This window comes from Nevskia soli (assembly GCF_903970205.1).
Taxonomy (GTDB): Bacteria; Acidobacteriota; Terriglobia; order Bryobacterales; family Bryobacteraceae; genus Bog-113.
Genome location: NZ_CAJCHS010000069.1, coordinates 1 through 7,409, shown reverse-complemented (window position 1 = coordinate 7,409; position 7,409 = coordinate 1). Strand labels below are relative to the sequence as shown.

The 7,409-nt window shown below is 60.4% G+C and carries 6 protein-coding genes; all 6 read right to left on the bottom strand.

What is annotated here, in order from left to right; all coding sequences use genetic code 11:
• Window positions 1-269 precede the first annotated feature (269 nt).
• On the bottom strand, window positions 270-1,838 hold the full coding sequence (locus tag H1Y01_RS03515; RefSeq protein ID WP_180538835.1) for a class I SAM-dependent methyltransferase: 1,569 nt from the start codon (window positions 1,836-1,838) through the stop codon (window positions 270-272).
• Between the two features lie 31 nt (window positions 1,839-1,869).
• Window positions 1,870-2,298 (bottom strand): hypothetical protein, encoded by a 429-nt coding sequence (locus tag H1Y01_RS03510; protein WP_180538833.1) that lies wholly within the window; start codon window positions 2,296-2,298, stop codon window positions 1,870-1,872.
• 18 nt (window positions 2,299-2,316) lie between these two features.
• Complete coding sequence (locus tag H1Y01_RS03505; protein WP_180538831.1) at window positions 2,317-3,519, bottom strand: glycosyltransferase; 1,203 nt, start codon at window positions 3,517-3,519, stop codon at window positions 2,317-2,319.
• Window positions 3,516-5,324, bottom strand: a complete 1,809-nt coding sequence (locus tag H1Y01_RS03500) for a lysophospholipid acyltransferase family protein (protein ID WP_180538829.1) — start codon at window positions 5,322-5,324, stop codon at window positions 3,516-3,518. Before H1Y01_RS03500 ends, H1Y01_RS03505 begins: the two co-directional genes overlap by 4 nt.
• Before the next feature lie 92 nt (window positions 5,325-5,416).
• A complete protein-coding gene (locus H1Y01_RS03495) occupies window positions 5,417-6,832 on the bottom strand; it encodes a serine hydrolase domain-containing protein (RefSeq protein WP_180538827.1) in 1,416 nt (471 codons plus the stop codon).
• A gap of 78 nt (window positions 6,833-6,910) precedes the next feature.
• Window positions 6,911-7,261 (bottom strand): PEGA domain-containing protein, encoded by a 351-nt coding sequence (locus tag H1Y01_RS03490; RefSeq protein ID WP_180538825.1) that lies wholly within the window; start codon window positions 7,259-7,261, stop codon window positions 6,911-6,913.
• Window positions 7,262-7,409: the final 148 nt, after the last annotated feature.

Sequence of the window (7,409 nt, the reverse complement as noted above, 5' to 3'; positions counted from 1 at the left end):
GTTCTGGAAGCGATGGATCGCAAGGACTGGGACTTAGCCCAGTCGCAGATTCCTCGCGCCGCCGCGGCGTTGACGCGTGAAGCCGGTGTTATCGATCAGGCGACAGCGGCACTTAGTCATGCCGCCGGGCAACCATAGAAGCTCCTTGAAGTAACCGCTCTGTGACCGTCGCGGCTCGGTAACTTACTACTGCGCCAATCCGATTCGCGGACGAGAACGTACTAAGAGCCTACTGAGCCGCGCGCGTCAGCAAGCGGGTTTTTCGACCGTTAACGCGGGCTCCGGCGTCGAAGAATCCGATCGCGGACGAACCGAATGATGCGCGACGCCACCCGCCGCGGCGAGCGCAGTTCAGCTTCAAGCGCTTGACGGATGCCGCGCTCGTGGTCCAGTTCACCGTCGAGCCGGCGCGCCCATGCGGTCCGCTCTTCGAGTTCCCGGTCTAACTGCCGCACCCTCGCGCCCCGCGCCTCGCTCTCACGCTCCAGGCTGCGCGCCCATTCCGTTCGTTCTTCGAGCTCCCGCTGGAGCGCAAGTATGATAGCGGCGCGCTCTTCCAGATCGCGGTCAAGTTTCGCCGCCCACTCGGTACGCGTCCGCAGTTCCTGATCCAGGCGAACGACGCACTGCGCCCTCTCGTCGGCCAGCGCTTCCAGGCGGCGCGCCCACTCGGTGCGCTCGATTAAGTCGAACTCTAGCCGGGTCACCTTCTCCCATGCGGCCCGGCTGCGAGCGAGATACCCGCAAACGATCTCGAGCTGCGCCTCAGCGGCATGCGGCCACGAATGCCATTCGTATGGACTGACATCCCGATTCACGTCAACCTGCGCGTCAGGCCGCCTCACGCATTTCCGGGGCTCCGGATTCCATTGCGGGCTTGCCGCCGGATTCCTGCCGAAGATTGCAACCATGTGCGTCGGAGTCAGGCGGCCGGTCCGGATCTCCAATTCGTCGCGCTGATGCACTTCGTCGATGAACCGGCGGTCCCACCCCCTTTCCGCGTCGAAATGGAACCCGAAAGCCCGATCCGTGAACACGTCGATCACGTTGGCGAATCCTATGAACGCGTGGGGGTGAAAACGGTCGAGCAGTAGCGAGAGGATGTCCTGCGCGCGAATACCTTCGAACGACTCCTGCGCGCAGTCCCAGTTCTGGTACATCTCCTCATAGCGGTCCAGCGCCTGGTTGTAACGATACGAGGGCGGCAGGCGCCTCCAGAACTGTTCCACAATCGCCAGCGCTTCCGGCCATCGTTGATGACCGTTTCGGCCGATCATGTCGGAAATGAGGAATAAGCCGTCCGGCGTGAGCGCGTGCTCCACCTGGTCGAGCAGCCCTTCCAGGTTCAGCACATGGTGCAGCGACTGGTTGGCCATGACCGCGTCGTAAGAGCGGTTCGCCGTCCATTGATTGAAATCGGCTTGGGTGAATTGGAGGTGCTCGGCCACGCCAACTGCGGCGGCGGCTTGCTGCCCTCGTTCCAGCATCGCGCCATTTAACTCCAGGCACTCGATCGTGAAATCGCCGCAACCGTGTGAGCGTAGAGAGGCGGCCGTCTCGATCTCCAGGTCGCAATTCCCCGCTCCGACGCTAAGGAACGTACGGCTAGCAGCGCCCGGGGCTAAGCAGATCCGCCGGAGCGAATCGCGAAACATGCCGTCCGGGCTTTCGAAACCCGCCGCTTGCAGTTTCGGGCGCACATAACGGTCGGACCAGTAATGAAAGATGGGAGGAAGGCGATGGACTTCGAGGCAGGATGCGTAGCGGGTGGTCTCGTCGCGTACGCGTGAGTCGTAGGAGTTTGCTCGATCCATGGAGAGGGACGTGGTCACTCCCATGTTGACTGATTCGCGCTCGCGATGCGCTAAGTTACTGAGCGGCAGGTTTCGACGCGGCTAAGTTACGGCGGTAAACAGTCCGGAAGTCGCCTTTACCGCCGCCGAAAGAAACACTGGACGAGCTCGAGCTTGTTAAGCCCTCTTGTTGATGGATATTGGGCGCGCCAACCTGCGGCGGGTCGTCGGATGCGTGTGTCTCCGTGCTCATCGTGGGCTTTTCGGCTTTGCCGCGCGCGTCTATATGATCGATCTCGTCTTTCGGGATCGCCGTCTCCGTATTCTTCACAATGACTATCAGATTGTCTTCGTTTACATCCGCAAACGCCGCGACGACGGGCGGTTTGTTACCCGTGCGATATACACGAAGTTCCGTTCCACTCTTCAGATCGGATAGCTTCGTCCAGGAGTTATCGGCGGCGAAAGCAGTAAGTGCGGCAAGGAATACAAGGAGTCGACGCATGGAAACCTCGCCGTGAGTCTAACAAATCGGAACCGGCGGAAACGGGGCTTGCGCCGCTTCCTGCAAGGCGAATTCGTAGCCCGCGTAGACATCATCAAATACCGCATCCCACGACGACCGGCAGGCTAACGTCCGCGCGGCGGCACTCATGCGGGTCCGGAGTTCGGGATCGATCATGATCTCCGTTACGCGCCGGATAAACTCTTCATCCGAGGCCGCGGCGTAGCCTGTAGTTCCGTGGTCGATAATAAACTTAGGTCCACCCTGATCGGTAACCACGCAAGGTACCCCGGAAGCCATAGCCTCAAGCACCACGTTACCGAAGGTATCCGTCTTCGACGGGAACACAAACAGGTCCATGTTCGCGTAAGCTTCGGCGAGAGCGGCACCGCGCAACACGCCGGTAAGATCCGCCGACCTCAGGTTCTTCTTCAGCCAATCCTGCTCGCTGCCGTCGCCCACCACCAGGAAACGGAAGTTCCGCAGCCCTAATGCGTTCAGCGCCCGTTCCATATCCACCAGAAAGCGCACGCTCTTTTCGGGAGTCACGCGTCCTACATAGCCGAGCCGGAAAATCCCGTCCCGAACGGTGCGCTTGGAGGGGTTAAAAAGGGTTCCGTCAATGCCGCGCTTCATTAGAAACGCCGGGCGTCCGGTTCTCTGTTCGAGCATCGCGACGAGTTCATCATTCGGGGCGAACAAAACGCGGCCTAGTTTGTAAAAACGAATCATGGCTTGCATGATGTGGTGCTCGCTCGCCTGGCAGATCGGGTCGCGCAGGGCCCGGGGAACCCACGCCAGCAAGCGCTGCAACCGCTGAGCGCCGAACTCTTGAAAATTCGTATGCCACGAGATCACCAGCGGGAGTTTGCGCTGATGCGCGATCAAGGCGCCCATTTCACCCACATCGCCGGGGCTCGTGATGTGAATCAGATCGGCGCGAAAATCGACGATCTGCTCGGTGAGATCGCGCATATAGCGCCACAGCGCCGGGTCGTGCCGCAGTCCCTTATCCAGATTGAACGCGAGGGGGCCCCGCTTCAATTGCACATGCCTGACCGATCCGCGCTGCTCGCGCTTATCGGCGTCGCCTCCATACACGCAAAGGAACGGATAGCCGCGCTGCTGCGCGCAAAGCTCAAGCTGACGGCTGGTTAGCGCGACGCCGTTGATCTCGTGATAGGTGTCGGTGAGGAAGGCGATTCTGGGAGGGGAGTTCACACAGTTGAAGCGGCGGCTGTCGCGTTCGCTCTCCGATGGTAGCTCAAAACCCGATGATGGCTCAAAAAACGCCGCAGGCCGTCACGCCCGAGATAACGGCTGGAAATGGCTGCCGGCGTCTCGCGCAGGTCGACCAAAATAAGTCCGTCCAGCGCATTGCTGAACGCCCGGTCCACATTGAATCCCAGCAGCTTGCCGCCGAGTTTGAGGTATTGGCGGAGCAACACGGGTACGCCTTTGCCGTCCGGCTCGATATCTCCGGTGACGGCCGAAAGGTCGTCAATATCGTGCAGCATGCGTTTCACGAGTTCGTCATCGGCGCCGCGGCGATGTTTAGGCAAGCGCTGGCGCGGCTCGACCAGAGGAGCCAAGTCGTCGATCGATTTCTGGCGCTGCAGAAAGTCGACGATCAGGGAACGCGAAAGCGGATGGTACTCATTGCTGATGCTCACCGGACCAAACAGGATAGGGTTCTCCGGATGCGCGGCAATGTGCGCTCCGATGCCTTTCCACAGCAGCATGAGCGGCGCAAACTGTTTCTGATATTCCGGCGCTACAAAGGAACGGCCCAACTCGATGGCCGGGCCGACGCGTTCGAAGAATCCAGGTTCGAAGCGGAACAAGGTCGATATGTAAAGGCCGCCGATACCGAAACGCGGCAGCAGCTCACTGGTGAAGCCCAGGCGGTAGGCGCCCGCGATGGAGCGCGCGGCGCGGTCCCACACGAAGAGGTGACGGTAGTGCGGGTCAAAGCGATCGAGATCGATCGCCCGTCCCGTGCCCTCGCCGGCGGCTCGAAACGTAACTTCACGCAGGCGGCCGATTTCGTGCAGCGCCGCGGGAATCTGGCCGGCGGCGGCAAGGTAGACTGCCAGATCCGCGGATTCGGCTAGCGGCGTCAATCGCGTAACCTCTGCTTCGATAAGCGCTGGATCCGCGGCCGCGGCAATCGACCTCCGGACCGCCGGCCGCCACCCTAACCCGTGCGGTTTCCGGTTCTTCATCAGATACGTCCGATAACGCAGGTATTGCGTGAGCTCGGCGTCGGTGACCTTGCTCAGCGGGTCAAACCGAATGGGATGCCCTATCCGAAGTTCTACGGTTTTTCGTTCCTTGTTGGCCAGCTCGTGCAGCAGCCGGGCGGTTCGCAACTGCGCGTGCATCATCCCAATGATTTGAAAGGTTGCGCTGTTGGAACCTTTCACGAACAGCGGCACGACGACGGCTTTACTGTGCCGGATGAACCGCGCAACGTTCTGGTTCCAGCGGGGATCGGCGATGCGACGCTCGCGGATCTGGAGATGCGAAACTTCGCCTGCCGGGAAGACCACCAGCAGGCCGCCGGCGGCCAGAAATGAAAGCGCTTCGCGCACGCCCTTCCGGTTGGAGCTTACCGAGGACGCCTGTTCGAACGGGTCCACGCAGATTAACGCAGCGCGCATCTCGGGCACGCTCGCAAGCAGGGAGTTCGCCAGGATGCGCACGTCGGAGCGAACGCGCGAGAGCATGTCGACCAGAATGAAGCCCTCGAGAATCCCGAACGGATGGTTGGCAACGAGGATTACGGGGCCGGTTCGTGGAATGCGCGCCACGTCGGCCTCGCTCACTTCGTAATGCACGTCTAGTCCGCGGAGGACCGTTGCCGCGAATTGCACCGGAGACGCGGCGGCTTCGCACGCGCGATAAAGACGAGTGATTTTAGGCGGGATAACGAACCGCTTGAACGCAGACGCGATCGGCAGCCGGTCAATTGCATCGGCGAACAACGGGGCATGAGCAAATACCGGCGTCGCTTCAGAGTGCAATGGAGAATCCATACTCACTACCAACATTTACTCGGACATGGTGACGGAGCAATGACGAAACGGTTAAAGAGATCGGACGCTCGCGAGCGGTCTTAGTCGACCGGCATCCGTTCATCGAAGAAATCGGCGATCCGTGTGGCGGCCGGGGGGTCCAGGTTGGCCAGCACCGCGACGACGGTGTCCGTCTTGGGATAGATGCGAAGTTCGCCGTTCATACCTGGGGCGCCCCCGCCATGTCCGAACCTCGGACCCTGGGGTTCCGGTGCGGTCGTCATGCCGAAACCGTAGTGCATCCCGGGCGGCATGTGGCCCTCGCCCTCTTGTGCCGAAGTCATTTGCGAGAACAGTTCCGGCCGGATGAGTTTACCGCTGGAAAGCGCCTCGGCGAAGCGGAGCAGATCGCCTACCGTTGAGTAGCCTCCGCCGGCGGAAGTGCCTCGCCACGGCAGCGTATCGCTGTTGGCGGCCCACTTACCGTCCTTCCGCAAGTAGCCCGTCGACCGCAAGGGAACCGGCTCCGATTCGGGTAAGGAATCCGTGTCGTGCATGCCGGCTTTCGCAAAGATGTTCCTGCGGACATAGTCGTAGTAAGACATTCCCGAGACCTTTTGGATAACCACGCCAAGCAAGACAAAGCCGTAGTTCGAGTAAGACCATTTGGAACCCGGTTCGAACTCGGGGGCGCGCGATCCGAATAGCTTTACGTAGTCGCTCAGCTCGCGAGTCTGTAAGCGCTTTTGATCGTACTCCGGCGTGAAGATATCGCCCATGCCGCCGGTATGGCTGAGCAGTTCTCGTATCGTGACTTTTGCCGCCGCGTCGCGATTCGGGTAATCCGGCAGGTACTTGCCAAGAGGCGCCGATAAGTCGATTTTCCCGTCTCCGGCCAACTGCAGGATCGCGGTCGCGGTGAACATCTTGTTCATGGACCCGATCCGGAACTTAGTATCGAGGGTATTACTTATGTGGCGATCCCGGTCCGCCAGACCGTATGCCTTCTCCAGGGCTACTTTACCGCCGCGGGCCACAAGGACACATCCGGAAAACTGGTCTTTACCGGCCAGTTCAGCAGCTTGTCGATCCAGCGCCTCGACTGCATTGTTGAAGGTAAGCCTGGGCTGCTCGGGTTGATCCGCCGGCCGGGGGACGATGTGAATGCCGAAACGCTTGACCATAGGCGGATCGCCTTCGGTCAACTCCAGTTCGAGGCGCCCGTAGTTACTGCCTTCGCGCTCCTTGACGATCGCGTCGAGCGAAAGGGGCTCGCTCTTATCTACACGAATCAAGGTAAAGCCACCGGTTCGCTCGCGGAATCCCAGCGAGTCGTCAATGCGGTCCAGGCGTTGCGGCTCGTACTTTTGTAAGTAGGCGGAAAGCTTTGCGCGATCGCCGGAGTTGAAGGCGTCGAGCCATTGCTGGAGTACTTCGCCGGGAACGGTCTTCGGGATTTCCGGGCCGGTTCCGGCCCATGCCGTAAGTAAGAGGAGGAATCCGGCGAGGAGTCTCATTTCACTGCTGGTAGACGCGTGAAGGCGCGTTTCGGTGAGGATGTTATTCGGAAACCAGGTTTGGTTAATTGATCTATTTCACTTAAAGCGTTTCGGTTCTTCCGCGACCTGCGCCGGTTCTTTGAGGTGTAGCCGCTTAGCTTCATCCGGAGTCGGTTCGAGCGGGATCAGCCGGATCGTTTTGTAATCCTTGCCGCTGTCCGTGACGGTAACGTCGGTCCGTGCTTTCTCGAAGTTGTCGAGCACCGCCTCAACCCGGTAGTCGCCGGGCGCCATCGAAAACGTACAGGGCGACGACTTGCAAATCTGTTCGCCGACCAGCACCTGGGCGCCTTGCGGCCGCGTATCGACGGTCACGCGCCCCATCGGCTTGGAACAGGCACAAGTCAGGCCGGCGGCCAAGACGAGAACGGCGATGGGCGAACGCATGCGCGATTTCATTCTCCCATCCAATCCGTTGCCGCGGTTTTTCGCGTATGTTACTATTCGATTGTCCCCTGTAGTTTGGGCTGTGTGGGAGGTCTGCGCCAAGCGGGCCGTTTGACCACGGAGGATTGATGGCACATAAACCCGGAAA

Excerpts from the sequence above, each read along its gene's own strand:
- H1Y01_RS03495 (WP_180538827.1), bottom strand. The coding sequence starts at position 6,832 with ATGAGACTCCTCGCCGGATTCCTCCTCTTACTTACGGCATGGGCCGGA.
- H1Y01_RS03490 (WP_180538825.1), bottom strand. The coding sequence starts at position 7,261 with ATGCGTTCGCCCATCGCCGTTCTCGTCTTGGCCGCCGGCCTGACTTGT.
- H1Y01_RS03510 (WP_180538833.1), bottom strand. The coding sequence starts at position 2,298 with ATGCGTCGACTCCTTGTATTCCTTGCCGCACTTACTGCTTTCGCCGCC.
- H1Y01_RS03515 (WP_180538835.1), bottom strand. The coding sequence starts at position 1,838 with ATGGGAGTGACCACGTCCCTCTCCATGGATCGAGCAAACTCCTACGAC.